The 24,785-nt window shown below is 41.7% G+C and carries 19 protein-coding genes, 2 tRNA genes and 5 pseudogenes; 14 read left to right on the forward strand and 12 right to left on the reverse strand.

Features of this window, described 5'->3' with window-relative positions; genetic code table 11:
• Positions 1-20 precede the first annotated feature (20 nt).
• Together phoB and phoR are read left to right on the forward strand one after the other, a co-directional pair.
• Positions 21-731, forward strand: a complete 711-nt coding sequence (gene phoB / locus FTV34_RS09410) for a phosphate regulon transcriptional regulator PhoB (protein WP_180069994.1) — start codon at positions 21-23, stop codon at positions 729-731.
• A 24-nt stretch (positions 732-755) separates the two neighbouring features.
• The gene (gene phoR / locus FTV34_RS09415) at positions 756-2,114 is read left to right on the forward strand and encodes a phosphate regulon sensor histidine kinase PhoR (RefSeq protein ID WP_180069996.1); all 1,359 of its coding nucleotides are present in this window, start codon (positions 756-758) and stop codon (positions 2,112-2,114) included.
• Between the two features lie 51 nt (positions 2,115-2,165).
• On the opposite strand, the gene FTV34_RS09420 is transcribed toward phoR, so the two are convergent.
• The 3 genes from FTV34_RS09420 to FTV34_RS09430 all read right to left on the reverse strand — a co-directional run bounded on the left by FTV34_RS09420 (position 2,166) and on the right by FTV34_RS09430 (position 4,315).
• Entirely contained in the window at positions 2,166-2,816 is a 651-nt protein-coding gene (locus FTV34_RS09420) for a glutathione S-transferase (protein ID WP_180033642.1), read from the reverse strand.
• Positions 2,817-2,936: 120 nt separating this feature from the next.
• Positions 2,937-3,335 carry an OsmC family protein gene (locus FTV34_RS09425; protein ID WP_180033641.1) on the reverse strand — a complete coding sequence of 133 codons (399 nt, stop codon included), beginning with the start codon at positions 3,333-3,335 and terminating at the stop codon, positions 2,937-2,939.
• A 32-nt stretch (positions 3,336-3,367) separates the two neighbouring features.
• Positions 3,368-4,315 (reverse strand): pirin family protein, encoded by a 948-nt coding sequence (locus FTV34_RS09430; RefSeq protein ID WP_180070059.1) that lies wholly within the window; start codon positions 4,313-4,315, stop codon positions 3,368-3,370.
• Positions 4,316-4,810: 495 nt separating this feature from the next.
• Here FTV34_RS09430 and FTV34_RS09435 point away from each other — a divergent pair, with 495 nt between their 5' ends.
• Together FTV34_RS09435 and FTV34_RS09440 are read left to right on the forward strand one after the other, a co-directional pair.
• Positions 4,811-6,163, forward strand: a complete 1,353-nt coding sequence (locus FTV34_RS09435; RefSeq protein WP_166138987.1) for a GGDEF domain-containing protein — start codon at positions 4,811-4,813, stop codon at positions 6,161-6,163.
• Between the two features lie 314 nt (positions 6,164-6,477).
• Entirely contained in the window at positions 6,478-7,545 is a 1,068-nt protein-coding gene (locus FTV34_RS09440) for a GGDEF domain-containing protein (protein ID WP_368856408.1), read from the forward strand.
• A gap of 136 nt (positions 7,546-7,681) precedes the next feature.
• Here the strand turns inward: FTV34_RS09440 and guaA are convergent, their stop codons facing one another.
• The gene (gene guaA / locus FTV34_RS09445; RefSeq protein WP_180069998.1) at positions 7,682-9,250 is read right to left on the reverse strand and encodes a glutamine-hydrolyzing GMP synthase; all 1,569 of its coding nucleotides are present in this window, start codon (positions 9,248-9,250) and stop codon (positions 7,682-7,684) included.
• Positions 9,251-9,781: 531 nt separating this feature from the next.
• On the opposite strand from guaA, the gene FTV34_RS09450 reads away from it, so the two are divergent.
• Entirely contained in the window at positions 9,782-10,420 is a 639-nt protein-coding gene (locus FTV34_RS09450; protein ID WP_034704672.1) for a DedA family protein, read from the forward strand.
• 25 nt (positions 10,421-10,445) lie between these two features.
• Here the strand turns inward: FTV34_RS09450 and FTV34_RS09455 are convergent, their stop codons facing one another.
• From FTV34_RS09455 to FTV34_RS09475, 5 genes and pseudogenes are all read right to left on the reverse strand, one after another.
• Positions 10,446-11,039: a threonine transporter RhtB gene (locus tag FTV34_RS09455; RefSeq protein ID WP_180070000.1), complete on the reverse strand. Its 594-nt coding sequence runs from the start codon at positions 11,037-11,039 to the stop codon at positions 10,446-10,448.
• Between the two features lie 194 nt (positions 11,040-11,233).
• Positions 11,234-11,626: a hypothetical protein gene (locus tag FTV34_RS09460; RefSeq protein ID WP_159124119.1), complete on the reverse strand. Its 393-nt coding sequence runs from the start codon at positions 11,624-11,626 to the stop codon at positions 11,234-11,236.
• A gap of 13 nt (positions 11,627-11,639) precedes the next feature.
• Positions 11,640-12,476: pseudogene (locus FTV34_RS09465) on the reverse strand (ParA family protein).
• Between the two features lie 61 nt (positions 12,477-12,537).
• Positions 12,538-12,930, reverse strand: coding sequence for a SirB2 family protein (locus tag FTV34_RS09470; protein WP_005233322.1), 393 nt, complete (start codon positions 12,928-12,930; stop codon positions 12,538-12,540).
• Between the two features lie 9 nt (positions 12,931-12,939).
• Positions 12,940-13,248, reverse strand: coding sequence for a BolA family transcriptional regulator (locus tag FTV34_RS09475; protein WP_166134734.1), 309 nt, complete (start codon positions 13,246-13,248; stop codon positions 12,940-12,942).
• Positions 13,249-13,478: 230 nt separating this feature from the next.
• Between FTV34_RS09475 and FTV34_RS09480 the strand changes: the two genes are divergently transcribed.
• The 4 genes from FTV34_RS09480 (at position 13,479) to FTV34_RS09495 (ending at position 15,627) form a co-directional block, all read left to right on the forward strand.
• A tRNA-Gly gene (locus FTV34_RS09480) sits at positions 13,479-13,554 on the forward strand.
• A 45-nt stretch (positions 13,555-13,599) separates the two neighbouring features.
• Positions 13,600-13,675: transfer RNA gene (locus FTV34_RS09485), tRNA-Gly, on the forward strand.
• Positions 13,676-14,023: 348 nt separating this feature from the next.
• Positions 14,024-14,341 carry a helix-turn-helix domain-containing protein gene (locus FTV34_RS09490; RefSeq protein ID WP_180002657.1) on the forward strand — a complete coding sequence of 106 codons (318 nt, stop codon included), beginning with the start codon at positions 14,024-14,026 and terminating at the stop codon, positions 14,339-14,341.
• The gene (locus FTV34_RS09495; RefSeq protein ID WP_180070002.1) at positions 14,338-15,627 is read left to right on the forward strand and encodes a type II toxin-antitoxin system HipA family toxin; all 1,290 of its coding nucleotides are present in this window, start codon (positions 14,338-14,340) and stop codon (positions 15,625-15,627) included. The genes FTV34_RS09490 and FTV34_RS09495 overlap by 4 nt, the downstream gene beginning before the upstream one ends.
• A gap of 18 nt (positions 15,628-15,645) precedes the next feature.
• On the opposite strand, the gene FTV34_RS09500 is transcribed toward FTV34_RS09495, so the two are convergent.
• Positions 15,646-18,993 (reverse strand): DEAD/DEAH box helicase, encoded by a 3,348-nt coding sequence (locus tag FTV34_RS09500; protein ID WP_180070004.1) that lies wholly within the window; start codon positions 18,991-18,993, stop codon positions 15,646-15,648.
• Positions 18,994-19,240: 247 nt separating this feature from the next.
• On the opposite strand from FTV34_RS09500, the pseudogene FTV34_RS09505 reads away from it, so the two are divergent.
• Positions 19,241-19,528: pseudogene (locus tag FTV34_RS09505) on the forward strand (hypothetical protein); the annotation flags it as partial.
• On the opposite strand, the gene FTV34_RS09510 reads toward FTV34_RS09505, so the two are convergent.
• Positions 19,496-20,158, reverse strand: a complete 663-nt coding sequence (locus FTV34_RS09510; RefSeq protein ID WP_180070006.1) for an IS1595-like element ISAcra1 family transposase — start codon at positions 20,156-20,158, stop codon at positions 19,496-19,498. The pseudogene FTV34_RS09505 and the gene FTV34_RS09510 overlap by 33 nt on opposite strands.
• A gap of 40 nt (positions 20,159-20,198) precedes the next feature.
• Here FTV34_RS09510 and FTV34_RS09515 point away from each other — a divergent pair.
• Positions 20,199-20,324 (forward strand): annotated as a pseudogene (locus FTV34_RS09515) (IS4 family transposase); the annotation flags it as partial.
• A gap of 420 nt (positions 20,325-20,744) precedes the next feature.
• Here the strand turns inward: FTV34_RS09515 and FTV34_RS09520 are convergent.
• Positions 20,745-22,364 (reverse strand): oleate hydratase, encoded by a 1,620-nt coding sequence (locus FTV34_RS09520; protein ID WP_004883953.1) that lies wholly within the window; start codon positions 22,362-22,364, stop codon positions 20,745-20,747.
• A gap of 383 nt (positions 22,365-22,747) precedes the next feature.
• On the opposite strand from FTV34_RS09520, the gene FTV34_RS09525 reads away from it, so the two are divergent.
• The 3 genes and pseudogenes from FTV34_RS09525 to FTV34_RS09535 form a co-directional block, all read left to right on the forward strand.
• Positions 22,748-23,841 (forward strand): IS4-like element ISAba33 family transposase gene (locus tag FTV34_RS09525; RefSeq protein WP_180070008.1). Its coding sequence is split into 2 segments (ribosomal slippage): positions 22,748-23,291 and positions 23,291-23,841, totalling 1,095 coding nucleotides; the frame shifts between segments, so codons are not numbered across the junction.
• A gap of 120 nt (positions 23,842-23,961) precedes the next feature.
• Positions 23,962-24,168 (forward strand): annotated as a pseudogene (locus tag FTV34_RS09530) (DDE-type integrase/transposase/recombinase); the annotation flags it as partial.
• 41 nt (positions 24,169-24,209) lie between these two features.
• A pseudogene (locus FTV34_RS09535) lies at positions 24,210-24,332 on the forward strand (VF530 family DNA-binding protein); the annotation flags it as partial.
• Positions 24,333-24,785 lie beyond the last annotated feature (453 nt).

Consider the following 24,785-nt stretch of genomic DNA (forward strand, 5'->3'; position numbering starts at 1 on the left):
ATGAAATAGGGTATTGCGCTGTGAAAGATGACTACATTCTAATTGTTGATGATGAACTGCCGATTCGTGAAATGATCCATACTGCTCTGGATATGGCAGGCTTTCAATGTTTACAGGCAGAAGATGCCAAGCAGGCTCATCAAATGATTGTGGACCAGCGTCCAGCATTGATTTTGCTGGACTGGATGATGCCGGGTGGCGTCAGTGGTGTCGATCTGTGCCGTCGTCTGAAACGTGATGAAAATCTGTCCGAAATTCCGGTCATCATGTTGACCGCGCGTGGTGAAGAAGATCATAAAGTTCAGGGACTGGATGCCGGTGCCGATGACTATATGACTAAACCATTTTCGACCCGTGAGCTGGTTTCACGTATTAAAGCTGTTTTGCGTCGCTCTAATGCCCTCAGCGGTGAAAAATCCATTGATGCTAACGGACTGGTATTAGACCCAGTCAGTCAGCGCGTGAATTTTGGCAGTACTATACTGGATATGGGACCGACTGAATATCGTCTCTTGGCATTTTTCATGACCCATCCGGAACGTGCTTATACCCGTGCGCAATTGCTGGATCAGGTCTGGGGTGGCAACGTCTATATTGAAGACCGGACCATTGATGTGCATATCCGTCGCCTGCGCAAGGTACTCGAACCTTATGGCGCTGACCGCTATGTACAAACTGTGCGTGGCACCGGTTACCGTTTCTCGACCCGTGTCGATGTTGCACTCGGTTAATTATTTTTAGGTAAATCTCGTTTTATGTATGAGCCCTATCCTGTTCCCGAACTGTCACACGAGCACAAAAGACTCCGTTACAGCAGCCTATGGGATTTTGCCAAGCAAGATTTACGTCTCCTTCTTCTCTTCCTGGTAATTGCCAGTTGTATTGGCCTAGGCATCGGTTATTTCTGGATCTGTATCGTTCTGGCCTTTGTTGCCTTCTTTGGTACACAGTTGCGTTCACTCTACCTGGTCAATGAATGGATCTCGAACCGTCCCTATGATGTACCGCCAAATATCAACGGAATCTGGGGCGCTTTACTGTTCAATGTTTATCGGGCCCAGCGTCAGGAACGCGTTGTTCAGGCTGAAATGGTCGAGCTGATTGACCGTGCACAATCCTCGCTAGTCGCCCTTCAAGAAGCTGTAGTGCTGATTGATGAAAACCAGCAGATTGAATGGTGGAATCCGGCGGCAGGACGTTTACTAGGGATTGGTCAGGAAGATCGCGGCCGTAATATCCTGAGTTTGTTACGTCAGCCAAATTTCATTGATTACTATCATCATATTGATGATGCACCTGATGGCCTGAAGATGAAGTCTTCGATATTGGAAGATCATTATGTGCAAATCAAAATGACCCGTTTTGGCGGTGAAAGCCGCTTACTGGTCGCTTATGATGTGACCCGGATGCATAATCTGGAACAGATGCGTAAGGACTTCGTCGATAATATTTCGCACGAACTGCGTACGCCTTTAACTGTGCTCAGCGGCTATATCGAAACCTTTACCGATCAGGAAGATATTAGCGCGCGCTGGAAACGCGCCTTTGACCAGATGCAGTCTCAGACCCGTCGCATGAATGCACTGGTGAATGACCTGTTACTGCTATCCCGTCTGGAAAATGACAAGAATATTGCCAAGAACCAGATTATTGACATGCCGAATCTAATGAACCAGCTGTTTGATGATGCGCAAGCCTATAACGTGGATTATGGCCATACCCTAAATCTGGATATTGACAGTCACTGTGACCTGATCGGCTCAGATATGGAAATTGCCAGTGCCTTCAGTAACCTGATTACCAATGCCATCAAGTACACGCCTAAAGGTGGAACTGTCACCATGGGCTGGCATGATGATGGTGAATCGGCCTATTTTGTCGTAGAAGATACTGGAATTGGGATTGATCCTAAACACTTGCCACGTTTGACCGAACGTTTCTACCGGGTAGATTCTGACCGTAGCCGCCGTACTGGTGGTACAGGTTTAGGACTGGCGATTGTGAAGCATGTACTGATGCAACATCAGGCCCAACTCGAAATTGATTCCCGTGAAAATCAGGGATCCACCTTTAAGGTGATTTTTCCTAAAGAACGACTCAGTTTCCCGGACTGATTCAGAAATAAAAAAGGTGCAAATCGCACCTTTTCTTTTTTAGCGAAGGCTTTAAGACTTTAATGCCTGCTCCTTGGATAAGGCCCGTAAATAAGCTGCACGATGCGAGATCCGTTCCAGATAGGCTTGAATCGCCGGATAGCTTTTACCGGTACGGCTTTGCATAGCTTCAAGCGGGAAGCTCATCTGGATATCAGCAAAACTGAAACGACCGGCAAAATATTCATGCTGGCTTAAATGATCTTCCAGAAACTGGATATGGTCTTTTAAACGGCTTTGCACAAACTGCTTCTTCACCCCTTCACAAATTGTTTTAGCCACGGGACGTACCAGAAATGGCACCTGCTCAGGGACTTTGGTCATCACCAGTTGCATGACCAGCAAAGGCATCAAAGACCCTTCTGCATAATGCATCCAGTAGCGGTATTGCGCCTTGTTCTCGGCACTGATCGGCTGAAACTGATGGGTCGAATCATAGGTTTCTTGGAGATACTCCAGAATGGCGGCAGACTCAGCCAGTACCAGATTCTGATCTTCCAGAATCGGGGCTTTACCCAGAGGATGAACCTGTTTCAAAGCAGGCGGAGCAGAATAGTTAGGCAGGCGTTTGTAATACTTGATCTCATAATCAAGTTCCAGCTCTTCCAAGGCCCACATGATTCGAAATGATCTTGATTGTTCGAGATGATGTAAAACACGCATATTAGACTCATGATTTTATTGTTATTACTGCGTGAGCATAGCAAAAAGTCTGGCTCTAACTAAAGAGTTTATCAGTCTACTTACATTTTCCCTACCGGATATAGCGTACTCTCTTTTAGCTTAAATCAGGCTAGTGCGGATCTCCAGACTGCGTAACAGGGTTTTGGTCACCGGAGTTTTGGCACAAATCTCCAGAATTTTCTGCTGCAAAGCCGAATCATGAGTAATATCGAAACTTAAGCGTCGTTCAATCCATTCCTGTCCTTCTTTATTCACAAAAAATTCTGCTTCAACCTGAAAGTCGCCCAGTTCAATGTCCTTATGTTTGGCATACATACGCAAAGTAATCATGGTGCAAGAGATCAGGCTGCCTAAAAGCAGATCATAAGGTGCAGGACCTGCATCCTGCCCGCCGAAGGATTCAGGTTTATCAGTCAGGTAATGATGCTGGCCATGACTGATTTCTCCCTGCCATGGTATGGTTAAGCTCTGTATTTTGGCAATTGCGATACGGGCCATACTGATCCTTTGTTCTTATGATTATGTAAAAGTTATTTGGAAGCTCGCATATGTTCTGGAAATGCCGGCGCTTCCATACGCGGCCCATCATAACTAGGAATGGTGCCAAAACGCGGGTGTCCCATCATCCACTGTTCACGGGCCAGCTTCAGTTCTTCCACATCACGACCCACCAGATTCCACCACAATAAAATAGGGCTTTCAAATGGCTCTCCACCAATCAGCAAGATTCGCCCACCCGCATGAATTTCAACATCTACATGCTGCAATCCCGGCTCAAGAATCACCATATTATCTTCGGTCAGTTCATGCCCATTAATACTTGCCAGACCCTCAAGGGCAATAAAGCCATATTCAAATCTTGGATCTAAACTCAGACGGGCACGGGTACTTTCAGCAGCAAATAGATCCACCCCCAAAAGTTCGGTATGCACTTTAACCGGGGATTGTGTATTTAGGAATTCCCCGACCAGGACCGTACATTGAATGCCTTGTTCTTCGATCACAGGTAATTCCGGATAATGATCAAACGCGGGAGCCATATTGATCTTGTCATCAGGTAGGGCGATCCAGAGCTGTGCTGCATGCATCTTGGTTTCAGTTTCCGGTGAAACCTCTGTATGCGAAATGCCATAGCCTGAAGTCATCAGATTAACCTGTTTCGGCCGGATCAATTGCCGGTTACCCAGACTGTCACTGTGCATCATGGTGCCTTCAATCATCCAGGTAAAAGTTTGTAGGCCAATATGCGGATGCGGTCCGATATCCAGACCATCTCCCTGAGGAAACTGAGTAGGACCGGCATGATCCAGAAAACACCAGGCGCCAATCATGCGTTTATGCCGACTCGGCAAGGCGCGTTTAATGACTGTTCCCTGCCCGATTTCCGCACACCGTAAAGGAACTTCCTGTATGAACTGATTGATATACTTTTCACAATCATCTGAATTTGACAGTTCAATATCATTATTATTCGACATGGTTGAGCTGACCTCGGCAAGTTCATTCTGGCTGTATGCTGCATCAAGACATCTTTCCCTGATCATCATAAGATGTCTACCTCATAGAACAATGTACCGCGTCTACCCACAAAATCTATCTTTGGAAATATTTCGATACGTATAAAATGTGCTACTCATCAGAACAGTTCAAATACTTAAAGGCTTCAGTCTTCCAAATCCTGTAATCAAGATCTTGGTGATGAATCATATAATCATTCAAGCACCTTACATCAGTTCGTTTAAATCAACTTATTCATCATACTCATGTTTCACGTGAAACGCCTATTTTTATTGATATAAATGATTAAAATCAGCAATCTATAAAAATGTGATCCGTATAGCTTCATATTTACAAAACAAAAATTTTGTTACGTTTTCTTTGTAAAATTCGTACTACCCCCTGATTCTAGGGAGATTTTTTTTTATTCATTTGGTCCATAATAGGACCCAATAAAAATAAGATTGGATCAGGACATGTCATCCTCGAATGAAAATATATATTCAACGGCGAATATGTCTTTTCAAAACTCGACCACAGATAGATCATTAAAGTTGGCCGAATGTGATCTGCAAAATCGCCAGTTAATTGAAGATGCGCTTGTACATCGCGCTGCACCTATTCCTGCGCAATTCCAGCAGTACTTTTATAACTATCTTTATGTGCATCGTCATCAAAATCTTCGCCAGATTAATTACATGGCGCAGATCGCCTTTTTGCTGTATTTCTTTGCCGATATTTTTATTATTCCTGACATGTTTTTCCTGTCTGGCCTGATCCGGGTATCACTGGTCATTGCTGTCATGTTTTGCTGCTATTACCTGTTTAAGCATCAAAAGAATATCCGGGTTCTGGACATGATTTTGCCTGTGGGCACGACTGTGGCTGCAGCGACCTGGATTAGCCTGCTCCTGCTGTCGAGTAGCCCGCATGTGTCAACTTATATCTATGCCTCTGCGATCTTTGTTTTAATTACCAATCTCTGTGTACAGACCGAGTTTAAGGGTGCGCTGTATTGTTCTATTTTTATCGCCCTGTTTATCATGATTGGGGTAACCCATCTCATGAGTCTATCGCAGGCCTTTATTTTCGCCGTTGTTTTCACGCCTCTCTGGGCGTTTAGTATTTATATCAACTGGAATAATATCATCAACATACGGCGCTCTTTTTTACGCACTTTGCTGGATGAATGGAACTATCAAACCTTAAAAAATCTTGCTCATACTGATGATCTGACGCAGTTATTTAATCGTCGTCATTTTGTGGATATGGCGGAACGTTCAATCCATCAATGGCCAAAGCCTGCCAGCACCTGTCTTTTGATGTTTGATGTCGATTATTTCAAGAGAATCAATGACAATTATGGCCATGATGTGGGTGACCGGGTGCTACAACTGATTGCTGAAATTACCCGTAAAGAAATGCGCTCTAGCGATGTACTGGCACGTTTTGGTGGAGAAGAATTTATTGCCTTGCTGGAAGATACCCAGCTACAGGACTGCCTGATGATTGCAGAACGGATTCGCTGTTCGATTCAAAAGCAGGTGATGCACATCAATTCTGACCAGAAAATCCAGTTCACGATTTCTATCGGTATTGCTGAACTTGAATCTCCGCAACAGGAGCTTGAAGACCTGATTAAGCATGCAGATATTGCGCTTTATGAAGCTAAGAAAGCGGGAAGAAACCGGATTCGGGTCTATCATCCTAATATGCTGCAACCGACTAAACCCCTATCTCCAAATCCCTGGAATGTATTTAAACCTTTGAATAAACAGGAGCAGTCTGGCGCTCATCATAAAGCGAAACAGTCTTGGTCTGCTTTGTAACCTGATAGCAAAATCAAGATTATTAGACAAGAATTTAAGAATTAGGCCTAAATTTGTTTGTGATGCTTTTCAAATAATTCCTAAAAGAATAGAATATTTTCATACAAATATAAATATTCATCTTATTCATTTCTTTGGATTTAATGTGGGAAGGCGATATGCCAGATAAATATGAAGAAGAAGCTCGCCTCCTGCTTCAGGATGCCCTTCACGATCCTCTTGTTCGTATTCCTGGGTCTTTAAAACCTGCCTACTTTAGGCATCAGAAACAGCTCACTCTAAAATATTTGTTGTAGGTAAACCTATTTGCACAGGTGGCATATGCCTCCTACACCCTTGCCGATATTCTGGTACTGAATGACATTATGAATTTGCTCATTCTGACCAAACTAGGCTATACCTTGGTGATCGTGCTGATAACCATCTGGATGTATCATTTTTACCGGAATTTGCCTGTATTTGACCTGCTGTTGCCGACCTCGATTATCGGAGCAAGTGCAATCTGGTTTTTTAATCTAAACCAGTCTGAAAGTCCGCATACGCTCATTTATCAATATGCTTCACTGGTCTTTATTGTCCTGGCCAATTTATGTGTACAGATCCGCTTCTGGCCTAGCCTGATTAATTCCGGTCTGATTACACTGGTGATTTATATCGGTGTGTATTTCAATACCCAAGCTAACCTGTACCAGATGTTCTTGTTTTCCCTGATCTATATGCCGGTTTTGACTTTCAGTTTATATATCAGCTGGAACTCTACACTAAAATCCCGTTTGGTATTCCTGCAACACACCCTGAATGAATATCACCGTCAGACCTTTGAAAATCTCGCCCATACTGACTCGCTGCCAGGCCTGAATAATAGACGCTGTTTTAAATATCTGGTGCAACAGCTGATCCGAAAGAATCTTAAACAGCCTGCTCCAATCAGTTTGCTGGTCTTTGATGTCGATCATTTTAAGCAGATCAATGACCGTTATGGGCATGATGTTGGAGATCAGGTATTGCAGTTGATTGCGAAGACCACACGTAATGAAATGCGGCGCCATGATGTGCTGGCACGGTATGGGGGTGAAGAATTTATCGCATGCCTTCCTGAAACTTCACTAGATGATGCACTCAAAATTGCCGAGCGTTTAAGACACAAAATCGAAAATATTGTGGTCAATCTGGAACATGGGCATCGTCTTGATTTCACCGTTTTAATTGGTGCGGCCATTCTGGAAAGCAGTGAAACGGATTTAATGGCGCTGATTAAACAGGCTGATATTGCCCTGTATCAGGCTAAAGCCAATGGTCGGAACAGAGTGGAATGTTATGACCCTGAACTGGATCAGGGCTTGCTTGGAGAACTTCAAAACTGGCAGGTTAAACCGGTTTAAATGTCATTTGAAAGATAATAAAAAAGAGCGCCGAAGCGCTCTTTTTATAAGGATATATCTGAACCGTCAGACACTGCCGCGAGCACAGCTCTTGGCATAATTTAGGCAAGAAGCGTTGCTTCTTGAAATCCCTAAATTACTCCCATTCAATTGTTGCTGGTGGCTTAGATGAAACGTCATATACCACACGAGAAACTTCAGCAATTTCGTTCATGATACGTGTAGAAATACGGTCTACCAGGTCATATGGAAGATGTGCAAAACGCGCTGTCATAAAGTCGATGGTTTCAACTGCACGAAGTGCAATTACCCATGCATAACGACGGCCATCACCGACCACACCCACAGATTTCACTGGTTGGAATACGGCAAAAGCTTGAGCAGTTTTGTCGTACCAGCCGCTTGCGCGAAGTTCTTGCATGAAGATGTCATCAGCAAGGCGAAGAATATCAGCATATTCTTTTTTCACTTCACCTAAGATACGAACACCAAGGCCTGGACCTGGGAACGGATGACGGTAGATCATGCTGTGTGGCAAGCCTAGAGTCGTACCTAATTTACGTACTTCATCTTTAAACAGGTCACGCAATGGTTCAACCAGATCAAATGCCAAATCTTCTGGCAAGCCACCTACGTTGTGGTGCGACTTGATGACATGTGCCTTACCTTGTTTGCTGGCAGCAGATTCAATCACGTCTGGATAAATCGTACCTTGTGCAAGGAAGGTTACGCCATCGAGCTTACGCGCTTCTTCAGCAAAGACTTCAATAAATTCACGACCGATGATTTTACGTTTTTTCTCTGGATCAACTTCTCCAGCCAATGCAGAAAGGAAACGGTCTTCAGCATCAGCACGGATCACGCGGATCCCCATGTTGTCTGCAAACATCTGCATCACTTGATCGCCTTCGTTCAAACGAAGCAGACCGTTGTCTACAAATACACAAGTCAACTGATCGCCAATTGCCTTGTGTAGAAGTGCCGCTACAACCGATGAATCGACACCACCTGAAAGACCTAACAATACTTTTTCATTGCCAATCTGTGCACGAAGCTGTTCTACACGCAGGTCAATAATATGTTCTGGTGTCCACAGACCACGACACCCACAAATCTGGTGTACGAAGTTAGACAGTAATTCTGCACCTTTCGAAGTATGTGTTACTTCAGGGTGGAACTGGATCCCATAGAAACGGCGAGTTTCATCAGACACCATGGCAATCGGGCAGCTTGATGTGCTTGCAGTCACCTGGAAGCCTTCTGGAATGCGTGCAACCTTGTCACCATGACTCATCCAGACATGCAGCTGGTTTTCACGGTCTTGCAGCTGACCAATCAGCTGGTCACGTACCACGATATCCACTTCTGCATAACCGAACTCATGTACAGTACCTGGCTCAACTTTACCGCCAAGTTGTTCACACATGGTTTGCAAGCCATAACAGATACCCAGTACAGGTACACCTAACTCAAATACCACTTGCGGCGCACGCGGGCTGCCTTCCAGGTGAACACTTTCAGGTCCACCAGACAAGATGATACCGTTTGGATTAAATGCGCGAATGTCTTCTTCAGACATGTCATAGGCATACATTTCAGAATATACACCAGCTTCACGGACACGACGTGCGATGAGCTGACTATATTGAGAACCGAAATCCAGAATCAGGATACGATCTTCAGTAATTTGAGTATTGGTAGTCATGACAAACAACTATGAAAGGCAAACGAAAGATAAGCGCCGTATTCTAGCATTTTTATTAGGTTTAAGCACACTATTCCCATCAGCATAATAATTAAGCAGTTTATTTTTTTAAATAGAATAAAGCTTTTGATTCAGTAGAAGAGTCCTCCCTTCTCTCCACGGAATTCAGCGTATTTACGATATTACGATATTACGATATTACGATATTACGATATTACGATATTACGATATTTGGATTTCAATCATTTCAAGATCGGCCAGTTAAGTTGCTATTGAAAGTTTATTTCACCTGTCTCTATCACGGTCTTCATTTGATATGGTTTAGGGTTAGATATGGGAGCCACCTTTTGATTTTTATTTTAATGACGTATTCATGCTAAGCCTGTTTTTCGCAGGAACTCACCGCTAGTTTGTAAGATAAATTTTTAATTCACCCATCAGGGATGAGCGGGCAATTATTTTCCTGTTCGGTACTGACTTTCATGCCGCAGACTGTTAGGATTTGATCACCTTTTCGCTTGTTTTTTCCCTATGGAACTGCTTGATTTTATCCTCCACGTTGATGATCACCTGCTCGAATTCATTACCAATTACGGCATCTGGATTTATGGCATTCTTTTCCTGATTATTTTTGTTGAAACGGGACTGGTGGTGATGCCGTTCCTGCCGGGAGACAGTTTGCTATTTGCTTCAGGTGCGCTGGCGGCTTCAACGGGTGCTATGGATCCATGGGTACTGATTCCACTACTGTTCACTGCGGCAGTGCTGGGCGACACCTTGAATTATCATATTGGTAAATATATTGGACCACGTGTATTTGAGATTGAATCACGTTTTATTAATAAAAAACATTTGCTGGCTACCCAGCAGTTCTTTGTCAAACACGGCGGCAAAACCATTATTTTTGCCCGTTTCATTCCTTTTGCACGTACCTTTGCACCTTTTGTTGCCGGTGCGGGAAGTATGAATTATAAATATTTCCTGACTTACAATATGATCGGTGGCTTTCTCTGGATTAGTTCATTTGTGATCCTGGGTTATCTATTCGGCAATATGCCAATCGTCAAAGATAATTTCACTCATCTGATTTTTGGCATCATTATTTTAAGTGTTATGCCAGGTGTGATTGGCTTTATTCAGCAGAAACTCAAGAAAAATAAAATTGCCTAGAAGCCTAGAGCTGTTGAGCAAACATTTACTCCAGCCAATTAATCAACAAGGGCACCAGACAAAGCAGTAAAAACAGAGCCGACCCTTTATAAATCAGGTCGGCTTTTCTTTTTGCCGACTCTCCCGCCAGAATCGCCTGTCCGAAGATCATCCAGAACAACGCAACCAGCAAGGCAATCCCAGTAAAAATTGTAAAGACCAGAACAAAGTTACTCGGGCTTTCCCAAGTAGAGAGCGGTAAGATTCCGGTCGCCAGAAGCGCTGCTTTGGGATTTTTCAGGGTTCCCTTAAACATCTGCCAGGGACGGATCTGAGGATGACTCTGATTATATTGTTCCAGTTGCCGAGCCTTGAATAAATGGAAGGTCATCCAGCCCACACCGATTGCACTCAGCACATGCACCAGTTCCTGAAAACTCGGCCAGATTGGTGAAAACAGATGAACCAGCAGAGCCCACCCATTGATCGCATATAAATACCCCACCAGAATGACGGGAATATACAGACTGGTTTTGGCTGTTCCCTGCTGATAGGCAGAACTGGCCACCAATGCATTGGCAGGTCCAGGGATCATCAGCACTGCTATTGTTGCAAAAACAAAGAGCCAGTTTTCAATCATGGTGGTTAAACATATCAGACAAGGTGATTACCTTAACCAATCTCGTGTTCTGATCACAAGACGAGATCTTTCAAAATTTTATGCGCATCGGTCATTTTTTCTGGCAAATACTGTGAACTCTGTCACTTGACCAATCACTTTTAAGATAGAAAAAATGCCGACCTAAAGTCAGCATTTTTTTGATGTTTAGAGGGCTATTTATTGGTGTGTTGACGGACAACAATTGGGCAAGCTTTAAATTTTGCAGCTTGTACAATAGCTTCCTGTTCACCCAGTAGACGTGCCGTTTCAGTGCGTTTGGTATTGGAAGACTGCCCCATATTCACTGATACACTCGGACCAATGCCCCAGCCGCCGCGGCTGCCCCAGCCACCACCGACGCCTACCCCTACGCCGACACCTGTACGTTTAGGCGGCTCAACACCATTATCAAGATACTGCTGAATACGGTTGTATTCACCCTGAAGCTGCTGACAGTTGAGGGTCTGATAATGGGTCGGTGAAACATAGGTCGGTTTGACCGTCGTTGCACAGGCACTCAACAAGCTAAGTATGCTGATCGCCAGGCTTATTTTCACAAGTTTCATAGTTAACTCGATCTTAATGCTGCTCTATCTCATTGAACAATGATTGATAGGCCTGAGTCAATTTATGATCAGTTGCCAAGTGAATTAATGGCTGATTTTTTTGATGCGACTCTTTCATCAGCACCGACGGCGGCAACATGCTGTTCAGCACCGGAAGACCTTCATCTTTCAGTTGCTGTACCACTTCTCGCGGCAGTTTTGCCTGAGCCTGAAACTGGTTGACCACGATGCCTTCAATTTCCAGACGCTCATTATGATCATCCTGAGTTTCGATGACATTCTCAATCAAGGTTTGTAAGGCCCGTTTAGAAAACACATCACAGTCAAACGGAATCAGAACACGGTCTGCAGCAATCAGTGCTGAAAGCGTAAAGAAATTAAATGCCGGCGGAGTATCGATAAATACCCGGTCATAATGCTCAGCAAGCGGCTGCAAGGCATCGCGCAGCTTATAAATCTTATGTTTGGATTCCAGTGCATGGGCCAGCGTGCCCAAACTCGGACTCGCCGGAATGACATCCAGATTTTTAAAAGGTGATTGATGCAGATAACTTTCCAACCCTTTGGCCCGGGTCTTGAGAATGGAGCCAATCGCATTACCAATCAAGCTTTTGCTCTGCTAATTCCCCAATACATCTTCAAAATAGTTTTCAATATTCGGCTCCAGCGCCGGCTTGTCACTCGAATAAGTTGCATCATCTCCTAGTAAATACTGGCTGGAGTTTGCCTGCGGATCAAGATCGATTAACAGGGTTTTAAGCCCTTGATGCGCACTGATTGCAGCCAGATTGACTGCAATACTTGACTTCCCCACCCCACCTTTCTGGTTAAATACCACACGAGTATGCATAAACACCCCTCTTTATTTTTCTAATGATCAGTATGTTTTAGTTCATTGACTGATGAATAATTTAGCCAAAATTCGGCTTGATCATGACCAATACCATAATCGCGATAAGTGAAACCACAGCAATAAATAAGCCAGCACGGCGTTGTACCAGCAGGATTGAATCATCTTTTTTATACGCCTTGCCCAGGGATGAAATCAGCACCAGGAATAAAATGATTTTGGCATAAAACCAAGGCTGTACATCAAAATTCTTTAAAAACAGGGCAATAATCCCAGTTAAGGCAATCACGCTAATGACCAGGTGCTGCAAAGCGACCAGAAATACACGTGCTTTTGGATTCGGTTGATTGCCCTGTGTACCCATAAACAGGGTAATAGCACGCGCAAGAATGGCCACAATGGCCAGTCCTGCCGCAGACATATGAATAATTTTGACTAAAAGCTGGGTATCCATAAAGTCCTCTTAGTTTTTCGGTGCATGTGCACATTCCGGACTAGACGTGTCCTGTCCTGTCCACTCTTCAGGCAAGAAAGCATGAATTGCCAAGGCATGAATTTTATCTTTAGACAGCAAATCACCTGCCGCAGCATAGACCTTTTGATGGCGTTGCACCGCACGTAAACCGGCAAAAGCTTCACTGACAATCACCGCCTTAAAATGCGATTCCTTACCCGGAAAATATCCACCATGACCCGAAGATTCATTCACGACTTCCAGATAGATAGGTGACAATTGTGCCAAACGGTCTTTCAGTTGTTGTTCTAAGCTCATGGCCTGACTCCGATTCAAGATATGGGTCCAGTATACCCTGTTCTATCCGCTATTTCGGTGCAAGAAATGTCTGCAATTATTTGATTGTGCCGAGATTTCATTAAATTTTGCATAAATTTTGTCTAATTGTCTGGAAGCACAGAGAATATTGCTTTTATTTTATGCAATCGACACAAGATTTTTCATAAAGTTATTGACCCTGTTTTTGCATGCTGTATTATACACGGCATGCGGGAATAGCTCAGTTGGTAGAGCACAACCTTGCCAAGGTTGGGGTCGCGAGTTCGAGTCTCGTTTCCCGCTCCAAATTCTTTTTTGTTCATTTTTTAAAGTAAAAAATTGATCGACCCTGCGGGAATAGCTCAGTTGGTAGAGCACAACCTTGCCAAGGTTGGGGTCGCGAGTTCGAGTCTCGTTTCCCGCTCCAAATTCTAAAAGCCCTCATCGAAAGATGAGGGCTTTTTTATTGTTGTTTTATTCAATATTTTACTTCATAAGAAATTTTTATACTTAAAAAAGTAAGTTTACAAAAGTGCTCTTTCAAAACTGTGAACAAAAAACCGTGTAGATGATGCTCCAGAGCATCAATCATACAAGATAAAAAAAACTCCAAAACAAAAGATAGTATTAGCTACTACCAAGTGGCTTATGTTAAACAAGATCAGCTTGCCTAGATCCTAAATATTGATGCCGCGGAGCCTGTTAATAATTTCTGTCATTGCTTCTTAATAAAAAAGCAACTAATATGCTTCTTATACCACCAAAAGCAATAAATATGTCTACACTAAATAAGTCTTTACTACAGCAAATCAAAAAAAGACGAACCCAATTGGGCTTAAAGCAAGTTGATATGCAATCCCGTACAGGCATTTCAAGACAGCAGTACCAAAAACTGGAAAGTCAGGGCAACCCTCGATTAGAGACCTTAGAAATTATAGCGGCAGGATTAAATGCTCAACTGATGCTCATCCCTGATGATAAGGTTCATTTGATCAGACAATTATTGAATGATGAAATTAAAGTCACTATTGAAGATCAGGATGACTTAATGACTAACCCATGGAAGGGTCTTCTCGGAGGAGAGGAACCATGAATACTGTTGCCGTCCTGAAATTAACATTACATCACGGTATCGTTGGATACTTGGCAGGATTTCAGAGCGGAAAAAATATTCTGGTTTTTACAGATTCTTTCCGCTCTGATCAGCAACGCCCGACCTTGAGCCTGCTGACTTCCCCCTTGTATCCTCAAGTGGATAAGATTTTAGAAAAGACCTATGTTACACATCAGCGTTTACATCCCTTGCTATCAAACTTGCTACCAGAAGGTGCATTACGCGAACTGATTGCACAAAGCCTCAAAGTACATATAGACAATGAATTTCAGTTATTGGCAGCTTTAGGTCATGATTTACCTGGGGCACTCATTGCAACCCCAGTAGATCCAGAAGAAATCCCAGATGGAATAAAATTTAAGCTTCAGATCTCGAATCCAGATCAGATCTTAAAGCAAGAGATTCGGACAAATAATAAGTTTTCCTTGGCCGGCGTCCAAATGAAGTTTTCCATGAAAGCCAAAGATGGGCGTTTTACATTAGCACAGGCAACGGAAACGACTCTACTCGGGGACTGGATTGTCAAAACTCCTTCTTCCAGACATGCCTTTGTTCCGCTAAATGAATATTCTATGATGAGCCTTGCCAAAATGGTCGGAATAGATATCCCAGAGATTCGTTTGGTAGATATGGCACTCTTACAAGACCTTCCACCATTAAATCTACCCCAAGAGCAATATGCTTTTGCAATCAAAAGATTTGATAGACAGAGTACTGCTGATACTACAGAGCTTATTCACATCGAAGACTTTGCTCAGATCTTCGGTGCATATCCACAGCAGAAATACAGCACCACAAATTATGAGCAGATAGGAAAGATCATTTATCAATTTTCAGATAACAAAATTCTTGATATTCAGCAATTTGCCAGCCGCTTACTTGTCAACATTTTGCTCGCCAATGGAGATGCACACTTAAAGAACTGGAGTATGATTTATCACGATAAAACAACGCCAAGATTATCCCCTGCATACGATATATTGATGACAAGTGTATATATTGAAAATGAGCGTCATTTCGCCTTAAATCTTGCCAAAAATAAAGATTGGTATTTAGCTGAGATGAAACACTTTGAACAATGGGCTGAAAAAGTCGGTGTTCCATGGCGTGTTATTGAAAAACAACTTCACGCCATTATGGACAAAGCACGGTCAGTATGGCCAGCGCTATTACTAGACTTACCTATGATTTCTGTTCATAAAGAAAAATTAAGAGAACATTGGAAAAAATTGCATCCAGACTTTCAGATACTTACAGATGATTAGAGGAAACCTGTAACCAAGCTAAAATTTCTCAAACAATTTCATCACATCATTTTCCGTCAGTTTCGCTTCTCCCTCATGATCTGTGCTTAGAATAGACTGTGCCAGTTCTGCTTTATTCTGCTGCAAGGCAATAATTTTTTCTTCTATGCTTTTATTGGTAATCAGCTTATACACAAATACCGGCTTGTCCTGTCCAATCCGCCATGCACGATCTGAAGCTTGATCTTCAGCAGCAGGGTTCCACCATGGATCATAGTGAATGACCGTATCTGCGGCAGTTAGATTCAGACCAACCCCTCCTGCTTTCAGACTGATTAAAAATACCGGCACTTGTCCAGACTGAAATGCTGTAATGACTTCATCTCGCTTTTTGGTCTTTCCAGTCAGCTTCACATAGCCAATTTCTGCGTGATAGAGCTGTTGTTCAATCAGTTCCAACATTGAGGTAAACTGAGAGAAAATAAGAATTTTTCGTCCCTCTTCCACCATTGGAACAACCATATCCATCAACTGTTCAAGTTTGGCAGAATACGCCTGCCCGGTTTTAACTGAATCCAGTTTCAGCAAGCTAGGATGACAACAGACCTGACGCAGCTTCAGCAAGGCATCTAAAATTTGGATTTGACTACGCTTAAAGCCTTTTTCTGCCACAATTTTCTGAATATTTGCCTGCATCGTGGCGCGAACAGCCTCGTATAGCTTGGATTGCTGCTCATTCATGTCAATATTGACTTCAATCGTGGTTTTTTCAGGCAATTCCTTGGCAACGTCAGTTTTCAAACGACGTAAAATAAAGGGTTTAATGCGGTTTACCAACTTTTGCCTTAACTGCTGATCACCGCGTTTTTCAATCGGATGACGGTACTTTTTATTAAAAATTTCTTGTGAATATAAAAATCCTGGCATCAGGAAATAAAATAGTGCCCACAGCTCACCCAAATGATTTTCCATAGGTGTACCAGTTAGACATAGACGATGTCGCGCTGTTAATTGCCGTACTACCTGTGCAGCTTTGGCACGCGGATTTTTGATATTCTGCGCCTCATCCAAAATGAGTTGATGATATTCATATTGCTTTAGTTGCTCTTCATCTCTCGCCAGAAGCGGATATGTGGTTAACACAATATCATAGTGTGGAATCTGCTCAAAATACTGATGGCGATCGGGCCCCTGTAGCAGCAATACCTTGAGCTCAGGGGTAAATTTCTCCGCTTCTTTGAACCAGTTATGCATCAGCGATGTGGGTGCAACAATTAAGGCGGGTCTGTCCTGCAAATGACCAGCCTGCTTTTCCATGAGTAAGTGGGCTAAAGTTTGTGCTGTTTTACCCAAACCCATATCATCCGCCAGAATCCCGCCATGCTGGGTTTCCCTTAAAAACTGTAACCAGCCTAGGCCCTGCTGCTGGTATGGACGTAATTCCCCCTGAAAACCTTGTGGTGTCGGCAGTTGTTGCTGATAGCCTTGTTTGAATTTCTGCGCAAATTGCTGCAGGCGATTACTGACCTGCCATACCATCCCCAGATGATGCTGTAATTCTAATAGTTGACTCGCATCATAGCGATCTATGCTACGCTCTTCTTGCTGTAAAATGCTCTGCAGATGCAACAATACCGGCTTAATGTCCTTTGCGGATAAAGCCAAATCTGGTTGATCCGCTGCAGTTTTCAGGGTGAAAATGTGACTGTCATTCAGATGACCAAAAATCCGTGGATCAAGTAAATCAGGCTGTTCTTTCACCAAAGCCACAAGTGCATCGAGTAAATCATAGCTATTGCCTGCACTGTCCTGAACGGTCGCCCCGATATTGAACCAGTCTTGTTGGCTTTCAGATTCAGTGATGGAAATATTTAAATTTTCAACATATTGCAGCTTAAATGGGCTGTGTTCCAGATGCTCTATCTGCCATCCAATCAATTCAATTTGATTGATGGGCATCAGCTGTTTGATCCAGTCTCCATAGAACGCAAAAACCATAGAATCAAGACGTTGTTTATCCAGTTTTAATTGCTGGTAATAATTAAGATCTTTTACCCACTTCAGTGATTCGACCAACAGCTGTAAACGCTGGATTGACTGTTGTTCCTGAACTAAGTCCCGAAGCTGTCGCACCATTTTGCCATGCTGCTCACCAATAAAACTGTCACCTGATGTACCTGCTTTTATTCGTCCGCCTGCATAGGAGAATTCAATTTCGGCACAAACAGACTCTTCCCATTTCCAATCAAATTTATCTAAAACACCGAAGCGTAAAATTGGCTGGGGACTACCCTCAAGGACATCAATATGCTGAATAGACTCGGGCTGAGGCAGATTTTTCACGTCTGAATATTGATGAGTCAGTTTCTCAAACTCTGGCAAGAGCATAGATGGAAGATCAGGCATCTGTAAAAAATGGTACAGAAGATTTGCCGTATATTCACCATATAACTGGCCCACCGTGTTCTGTTGAATATCCACATAACACGGTGGTTGGCTAGCGAGAATTTGGATATGTGGATTTGATTTTAAATCGAGTCGAATATCACCATTGACCAATTCAATATTTAAATGCTCTGTCTGTTTGTTTACACCTTGTTGCCAGATCAGTTCGATGTGATAGCCTTGTTCTGACCATTGAAGTGCAGTATGGCTCTTTTTTTGCCAGTACACATCGCCACTTTGAATAAAAGATTTGAAATGCTCCAATAAAATTCCGGAGATATCAAGATTGCTTTGATAAAAACGTTCGTCACTGTTTATTTTGGCATAATAATAAATCTGGTTAAATAATTGTCGTTTTTGTTCAGGTAAAGTCAGATGCTTTCTGGTGATATTTTCATATTGGGTATAATAACTTTCCCCCGCAATTGAGCCGTTTTTATTGCGTCTGGCCTTCTGAACATCAACTGTCAATTTCTTTAAGCTGACAGACTGATCTAACAGGTAAATTAAATAATTGTTTGTTTTGACAGATTGCTCTGGTTCAGTCTGTTGTAAATACCGTTTAAAATCATTCAACCAGCGCTGTGCCTGATCATCCCCCCGTAGGCGTTTTGCGATTCCCTGCGGGGATTGAGAGTCAGCATAACGCTGCTGAAATTCCTGGCGATATTCCTGAAAGAATAACCGCGCTAAAGCAGCAGCATGTTTACAGTTATATCCAACCGGACAAGTGCAGTCGTCATCGATTAAACGGTCTTTTTGGGGATTATAGGTAATTGCAGTATCGTAATAATCTGTCCCTTCAATTTGGGCATACATCGTAACCCCGTCTTTTTCCTCAAAGAACTCAATCGTTTCCCTATCAATGTGTTTAGCATAGCTCAGACTGCGCTGAAGAGTTGCAGTACTAAAGCGAGATAGAAAATTGATCAATGAGGACATAATTACCAGAAACCAAAAATGTTTATACAATTATAACGGACAAAGCTGTCATTTCAGAACAGTACTGCTCGCCAACGTATCAAAAGGAAATAAATCCATGCTCAAAAACTTAATGTTTACTACAATGGATGGGGTGAATATTGGCTTTGGGGTACATTGGTTTCCTCAACCGCAATCACAGGTCGGCCATTAATCGCCTTTGAATACAGTGCAGAAGCGATCAGTAAAGGTTTAGAACTTTCCTCCACATCAAATGGATATCATGGGTGAGGCACTGAATATTCCTCGACAAGCTCTTGTGAAACTTGGTACTCAGGAAGCGGAACTTTGTGTCCAAGAAGTTGATGAAATTATTGGCTCGATTTGTAAGGTTACAATCTGATTCAGCAATATCGCTCATGACCTATTACCTGGACAAATTCAAGCAGAGACTCTCCAACTGATCCAAAATAGGATTGAGCATAATATTCATGGCTCTAGACTAGCAGATTTACACTTAATTTTACCTAATGAGGTTCCACAGCTCAGTTGCTAACTCATTAGGTTCCCTCATCCAACGCCATTCAGTTTCTTTAAGATGATAATCAAAGTACTCTTTTGATATGCCGTTAAACTTTGCTAGCCTTCTTTTACAAAAGCTCCAAAATGATTCTATTCCATTTATATGACATTCTCCTCTAGCAAACTCATTTGCTCCGTGATTTACCCTAAAATGCTTTGAATAACCCACATCAACAAGACCATTATAGCCACGCCATCCATCACTATAAATCACACTCTCAAGTGAAACTTTACCAATGATAACCTCTTGTAAAGTCTTCATTTTACAGTCAGGTACGATTTCAGTATAGACGCGCCCATTACGTTCGAATATTCCAAATACTGGCTGTTTTAGAGTCCCACGACCACGCTTTAACTTTCCATGAAACCCACGTTGCCTTTTCGCTCCAAAATAGCTTTCATCTACTTCTATTGAACCAACAAACTTAGCTCTTAAATCTGTTTGATGATCATAGATAGTTTCTCTAAAAAGCATGTACAAATAGTTAATCGTATTACGATTTAAATTGAGTAATAAGGCTGTTTTGGAAGCAGGAATATCAACACAAAAGCATTGAATAATTTTTTTAATCTTGTAGTGACTTAATTTACTGTTTTCTATCATGATTCTAGACTAACATAATCATTTTGCTAGTCTAGAGCCTCGCTACGGTTTGGACTATGTTCAAATGGCTATTCTACGTTTGATTGGTTTTGGAAAAAAAGAAGAATTTAAGAAAGTGCTAGCAATTTTAAGAAAGAAAAAGTCTGATAGGACAAGGATCCTATGAAATTTGTCGTGTACAGAGGTAATTTTTATGAAATCTAAAATCATGAGAAAAAGATAGAAAAGCACTTAGTCAGTTTCGGAGTATTATTTAAAACGTGGAGATGTTTTTCCTATGTTGATTAGTCAATTTATTTACGAATGAGGTATAAAGTTTTATCTAATTTTTCTTTTTATCCAATTTAAAATTAGGTGCGTACACGGCCTCAACTTTCAATAAAGTATAAAAGGTGTTTGTGTAGGCAATACCCTTACTTTTGATAAGCCAAAAGAAAGCAAAAGCCTTTGTTACCCATACATAACATCCCTATTATGATGGATAACGTGTGGCATCCCTGCCACACTCGTGTATCCAAACGTTGCTTAAATTAAACTATGTAATAGTGGCGACATAAAGGTGCTCTTATCGCTATATATTAAAAACTTAGTGGAACACTGTTTCTAAAGCTTTTAAACCCACTTTGGGATCAAGTAGACCGTTGTAAATTTCAGGGATTTCACGTTCCACCCCAAAAAATTCATAAATGGCAAGCATCGCCCCACGAACTGAATATTCCACAGTAAAGACCACGTCATCTTCAATTTCCACAAACTGTCCAAGGAAAGCAAAGTTTTGTGAGCCTTGTGGAATTACCTGTGGACGGTCCCCCGGTTTACGGCAGGCGAATAGGGCAGAGGCGTATGGCATCATGGCGGTAGTAACATCAGTCGTTGCCAAAACATGATCTAAAATGTCGTCAAAACCGAGCTGTTTAATCAGTTCTGTTAGGATTTCTTGCCCCGTGGCTTCGGACATTGGTTTTTTGATGTAATCGCCTATATGGTCAATTTGGAAACCGTAGCCCCATAAGGTATATAAACCTTCAGGTAAGTCGGCAAAGTGTGGCTGTGCAGGAACCACGATGGATAAATGCCAACCCGACTCATACCAAGTCATGAGTGCGCCTGTGCCTGGTTCATTGCCTGTATAGTCAATAATACGTTTAAGTAGCACGTCATCTTTCATGGTCAGAGTGAAAGACTCCCACTTATGTTCATCGACATTGCCATAAAAAGTCATTGGACGGCCAAAGTCTGGGGCTTTTTGTGCCAGCGTTTCCCAAAGCGTCCAGCCATGATCTTCTCGATGACGAATAAGGGCAGGCACGTCATGATTACCGCCATAACGTGAGTCTGCTGTAATAGAGCCTAAAGTGAAAATAGCTAAATCATTGGCTTTCAGATTAATTTGCTCTGAGCCTTCAGGCAATTGTACATATAGGCGTGAAGCGTAGCGTTCTTGAGTTTCAGCATTGGTAATGAAGTCTGCATCTGTGACATAGTGTCCAAAACGCACATCGACGCCTTGTGCGACTAACCAACGCTGTAGGGGCAGAATCATCGAGTCATATTGGTTGTACTTGGTACGTTTCACACCCGCTAAGGTATGAATGCGTGGCAATTCTTGAATAAAACGCAAGAAATAGCGTCTTAACTCTGCTGCACTGTGCCATTTTTGAAAAGCGAAAGTCGTGCGCCACATGCGCCAGAAATTGGTTTCAAAAAAGGTTTCATCAAAAAACTCATCAATGCGGCGACTGCCAATTTTTTCTTCTTTTGAAGCTAATAGGCGCAGCATCTGTGCACGATGTAGCGTATTCAGACCAAGCTTTGCTGCATCCGCAATGACATGTTCGGCATCAATCAACCGTGCATTGGCGTGGGTTTTCACTTTTTCATTAAACTCACGACATTCTTCACGCACCGAAATGTCTGGATTTTCCAAAGATGGAATACTGGAAAATAAGTCCCATAGGCACAAATAAGTTTCATCGGTCAGCATTCGCCCACCACGTGTTACCCAAGCTTGCGCGGCATGCGGTGTATGTCCACCATCCATCGAACCACCTGAAATATCGAGTTCTTCTAAAATATGGATATTTTTGGCAGGGACTTTGGCATCACGGATTGCAAATGCAGCAGCAGCCATACCTGCGATACCACCACCAATAATCCAAAGATGGGACTGTTGCGCGTCTAATGGGGTGCGCTTCTTATTTTGCATGGTTCACCTTTAATTATGATGTTAAAAATTATGAAGTAAAAAAATTGGTTTAGAAAAACCTTAAAAATAGTATGTCTTTTTATATATGAAAAATGTATGAAATGGGAAGCAATCCCCTCATTATATTTTGTAATCAAAAATAGACGTATGATGGCTATTTTTAATACACATTTGTCTTTTTATTAAAATTGAATATGATCTAAATAATTGATGTTAATGTTTATTGTTGAGTAATTGCTCTATTGTTGTTTTCACTATGCCGTATGCTAAATTTCTTTAAAAATAGGCTTTTTATTTATCATTAAAAAATATCTTTGTACACGACAAAAAAAGATAACTCATTGAAATAATGGCATAATACTTGTTTTCTGACGACGAATATGATGACACATTTCAATGAGTTACATCTCATCTTAAACAAATATCTAAAGTGGAACAAGTCACATGCAAAATGTTTTACACTGATTATGCTTGCATTAATTGTAAAACAGACATGTAATCTTTCTTCTGCATCTAAAGCCTTACCCATCAAGTGCTTACCACAATCATTTTATCGACGTATACAACAACGCTTCTTTGCAGATCAGTATTTCGATTATCGTCAAATTTCTCAGTTAATTTTCAATATATTTTCATTCGATAAAGTCCAATTAACTTTGGATAGAACTAATTGGAAATGGGGAAAACGAGATATTAATATCTTGATGTTAGCCATCGTCTATCGTGGAATAGCGATACCTATTGTTTGGACATTGCTCAATAAACGTGGAAATTCAGATACAAAAGAGCGTATTGCTTTGATTCAACGCTTTATCTCCATTTTTGGTAAAGATCGTATTGTGAATGTGTTTGCAGACAGAGAATTTATCGGTGAGAAATGGTTTATATGGTTAATTGAAAATGACATTAACTTCTGTATACGTGTTAAAAAAACTTTATTGTGACCAATCACTTAGCCAAGAATCATAAAATTAGTGATTTATTTCGTCATCTTCAAGTTGGTCAAACTGAATGTCGTAAACGACGTATTTGGGTTGGTCGAGTGAAACTGTATATTAGTGCGCTACGATTAGAAGATGGAGAGCTTTTACTTGTTGTTTCTCCTATGTTTAATGCTTCTGCTATTCGTGATTATGCATTACGCTGGGAAATCGAAACGTTATTTAGTTGTCTCAAAGGACGTGGATTCAATCTTGAAAATACTCGTTTAACAGACCCTAGACGAGTCAAGAAATTGATAGCAGTGCTAGCTATCGGTTTCTGTTGGTGCTATTTAACAGGTGAATGGCAACATGATCGGAAAAAAGCGATAAAAATAAAGAAGCATGGACGACTTTCAGTAAGTTTATTTCGCTACGGTTTGGACTATGTTCAAATGGCTATTCTACGTTTGATTGGTTTTGGAAAAAAAGAAGAATTTAAGAAAGTGCTAGCAATTTTAAGAAAGAAAAAGCCTGATAGGACAAGGATCCTATGAAATTTGTCGTGTACAGAGATCTGTGTTATAGCGTTTTAAAACATCAGACCGCCTATCAAAGAGATTATTTATTAGCCGAATAATCTCAAAACCTGATTGACTACCAAGACGGTATCTCAGGTCGCTGACTTCACATATATTAAAACTCATTCAGATTGGGTCTAAACCACATTTATTATTGATGTTTTTTCATGTGCAATTGTTGGCTGGAAAGTATCAACACGTAAGAATACAGATATGGTGCTTGATGCGCTGAGTTATGTATCGTCTTTTGAGCTTGAAGCAATGTACGATTATAAGATTAACCCGTTAGGTCAGGTGGCCTAACTTAAATAAAAAAGTCTCCGACAAACCCGGTACGGTTCAGTTTTTGCATAGACCCAAGTGTTAAATCATCATTACGATTCTTGCGTACCACACCATGGACACGTGAAAAAGTAGAAAGCTTATATTTGTACGTCTTACGCCAAAAGGCCAAACAGAAACCGTAGCCTCAGGCAACACCCCTCTCATCATAAAATTATACCAGTCAGTAAAACACTCTTAGATTAAGCATATGAATGTTGGTTATTATTGTTGATTATCACAATAAATTAGTGACCAAAAATCAAAGTACCCTACCCCACCTTAAATTACGTCACACAAAATTAAAACTCTATATAACTGTTATATATAGAGTTTATTAACATACCAATTATGTAATTTAGTGTATTTTATGTCGGTGACTCTTGCCAAGGTTGGGGTCGCGAGTTCGAGTCTCGTTTCCCGCTCCAGATTCAAAAAGCCCTGATCGAAAGATTGGGGCTTTTTTTATTGTCGTTCTCAATGACTAAATATTCTGCCTAACCCTGCTTTTTTCTCAAATTAAGAAAATTTTCTTTAAATCTTGAATCTCTAGAACTCTGGTTCGATTTATCTTTTTAGGGAACTCCTGCTAAAAGGAT

The sequence above is a fragment of the Acinetobacter sp. YH16038 genome (assembly GCF_013417275.1).
In the GTDB taxonomy this organism is placed as follows: Bacteria; Pseudomonadota; Gammaproteobacteria; order Pseudomonadales; family Moraxellaceae; genus Acinetobacter.

What these genes read in the sequence shown, in the direction of transcription:
- FTV34_RS09430 (WP_180070059.1), bottom strand. Translation starts at nt 4,315, where the DNA reads ATGTCGAATAATAATGATATTGAACTGTCAAATTCAGATGATTGTGAA.
- FTV34_RS09495 (WP_180070002.1), top strand. Translation starts at nt 14,338, where the DNA reads ATGAATACTGTTGCCGTCCTGAAATTAACATTACATCACGGTATCGTT.
- phoR (WP_180069996.1), top strand. Translation starts at nt 756, where the DNA reads ATGTATGAGCCCTATCCTGTTCCCGAACTGTCACACGAGCACAAAAGA.
- FTV34_RS09500 (WP_180070004.1), bottom strand. Translation starts at nt 18,993, where the DNA reads ATGTCCTCATTGATCAATTTTCTATCTCGCTTTAGTACTGCAACTCTT.
- FTV34_RS09455 (WP_180070000.1), bottom strand. Translation starts at nt 11,039, where the DNA reads ATGATTGAAAACTGGCTCTTTGTTTTTGCAACAATAGCAGTGCTGATG.
- FTV34_RS09510 (WP_180070006.1), bottom strand. Translation starts at nt 20,158, where the DNA reads ATGATAGAAAACAGTAAATTAAGTCACTACAAGATTAAAAAAATTATT.
- FTV34_RS09425 (WP_180033641.1), bottom strand. Translation starts at nt 3,335, where the DNA reads ATGGCCCGTATCGCAATTGCCAAAATACAGAGCTTAACCATACCATGG.
- FTV34_RS09450 (WP_034704672.1), top strand. Translation starts at nt 9,782, where the DNA reads ATGGAACTGCTTGATTTTATCCTCCACGTTGATGATCACCTGCTCGAA.
- FTV34_RS09460 (WP_159124119.1), bottom strand. Translation starts at nt 11,626, where the DNA reads ATGAAACTTGTGAAAATAAGCCTGGCGATCAGCATACTTAGCTTGTTG.
- FTV34_RS09490 (WP_180002657.1), top strand. Translation starts at nt 14,024, where the DNA reads ATGTCTACACTAAATAAGTCTTTACTACAGCAAATCAAAAAAAGACGA.
- FTV34_RS09420 (WP_180033642.1), bottom strand. Translation starts at nt 2,816, where the DNA reads ATGCGTGTTTTACATCATCTCGAACAATCAAGATCATTTCGAATCATG.
- FTV34_RS09520 (WP_004883953.1), bottom strand. Translation starts at nt 22,364, where the DNA reads ATGCAAAATAAGAAGCGCACCCCATTAGACGCGCAACAGTCCCATCTT.
- FTV34_RS09470 (WP_005233322.1), bottom strand. Translation starts at nt 12,930, where the DNA reads ATGGATACCCAGCTTTTAGTCAAAATTATTCATATGTCTGCGGCAGGA.
- FTV34_RS09435 (WP_166138987.1), top strand. Translation starts at nt 4,811, where the DNA reads ATGTCATCCTCGAATGAAAATATATATTCAACGGCGAATATGTCTTTT.
- FTV34_RS09475 (WP_166134734.1), bottom strand. Translation starts at nt 13,248, where the DNA reads ATGAGCTTAGAACAACAACTGAAAGACCGTTTGGCACAATTGTCACCT.
- guaA (WP_180069998.1), bottom strand. Translation starts at nt 9,250, where the DNA reads ATGACTACCAATACTCAAATTACTGAAGATCGTATCCTGATTCTGGAT.